This is a genomic window from Arhodomonas sp. KWT, from assembly GCF_010993615.1.
The window spans coordinates 1-1,566 of the sequence record NZ_WNXE01000405.1 but is presented as its reverse complement, the minus strand read 5'-3'; the positions used below and the strand labels follow the sequence as shown (position 1 = coordinate 1,566).

At 68.3% G+C, this 1,566-nt stretch carries 2 protein-coding genes; both read right to left on the bottom strand.

The features are described from left to right. Positions 1-668, bottom strand: a 668-nt coding sequence (locus G7A99_RS19395) for a TraB/GumN family protein (protein WP_205599939.1), incomplete at its 3' end; no start/stop codon positions are given. Positions 669-855: 187 nt separating this feature from the next. Then, a partial coding sequence (locus G7A99_RS19390; protein WP_163143314.1) for a bifunctional 2-polyprenyl-6-hydroxyphenol methylase/3-demethylubiquinol 3-O-methyltransferase UbiG occupies positions 856-1,566 on the bottom strand: 711 nt, incomplete at its 5' end.

The following is a 1,566-nucleotide window of genomic DNA, read 5'->3' as shown; positions in this document are numbered from 1 at the left end:
CCGACGACGGCGAGCACGTGGCGCGGCCGGTGCTCCGCCGCCTCGCTCAGCAGGCGCGCCGCCATGAAGCGGTCCCGCTCGTGGATGAGGGTGTCGTAGAGCACCCTCGAGCGGTCGGCGAACTCCGAGAAGGTGGACTCCAGGATGTCGCCTTCCTTGAGCCGCTCGATCTCCTCGGCGTCGATGCGCTCCCGGGAGAACAGGCTGGCGAACAGCCCCGAGACCAGCATCAGCCGCTGCCACCAGGGCGTGCGCCGGTAGATGCGCTTGAGGGTGACGCCGATCTCGCGGTCGACGAGGTACAGCGGCAGCGCCTCGTCGCGGGCACGCTGGATCGCCGCCTCCATCTCCGCACCCGGGCGGATCTGGAACTGCTCCGCGAGCCGCTGCTGATAGGCGCCCAGCGCCAGGCTCGCCGCCACCATACCGGCCTTGCCGGTACGGATGACGTGGAAGAGATCCATCTCCTCGAGCGAGCGGGGATTCATGAGGGCATTGTGACGGCTCTCGCAGAGCTCGACCGCGACGGCGTCGTAACGCTCCGTATCGATCTCGCGACGCACGTCGGCCACGCTCTCCGGAGAGACGTGGGCCGTGCCCAGCAGCGTGAAGGTGGTCGCGCCGACCTCGACCGTACGCACCAGGTGATCCGCGGGGGTCTCTGACATGGGGAGGGGGTGATCCGATGGCGGCCAGTAAAGGCCGCATTATCGCCGAAGCCGGCGCACCGCCGCAAAGGCGTCGGGCACCATTTCAAACCGCTGGAGCGGGGTGTCGCGCGGCGGCGACGCCCGCCGCCGCGCAATCGGCCCGTATCGCGGCCGGACCCCGGACGGGGCCCGGCGGGCAGGGGCGTTACCGCGGGCGGAAGGCCACCTGCTGGACGAAGTCCACGTTGCGGCGGTCGTAGGGCCGCTGCAGGTCGCCGAAACGCTCCACGTTGATGAAGCCCGCGTCCTCGAGGAGGTGCGTCAGGTAGTCCTGGCGCAGCGGGTACATGTTCAGCTGGAAGGTCGCACCGTCGGGGAAGCGATACTCGAACTTCGCGAGCCGACGGTTGAGCTCGGCGGGACCGACGTCCACACCATCGCCGGTGTAGCAGTACTCGTGCTTGGAGCTGTAGCCCTCGTCGAGCATGGTGTCGTAGTTGCGCTGGTCCATCACCAGCATGCCGCCCGGACGGAGTACGGCGAGGATCGCCTGCAGGGCGTCGCGCCGCTCCTCGTGATCGAACAGATGGGTGAACGAGTTGCCGAGGCAGACGACGGCGTCATAACGCTCCGTGCCCAGGGTCTTGTCCAGCGACAGCCAGTCCACGACCTTCGAATCCACGAAGGAGACACCGTAGTCCTTCGCGTTCTCCCGCGTCTTGGCGATCATGTTCTCGGAGCCGTCGGCGGCGGTGACGTTGAAGCCCGCGCGGGCCAGCGAGACGGCATTCACGCCCGTGCCCGAGGCGATGTCGAGGACATCCTTCGCGCCCTGGGAGCCGATCAGACGGTTGTAGAAGTGGCCCTCGCGCTCGAGGCGGGATTCCCAGCCGACCAGGTCGTCCCAGTAGTCGGC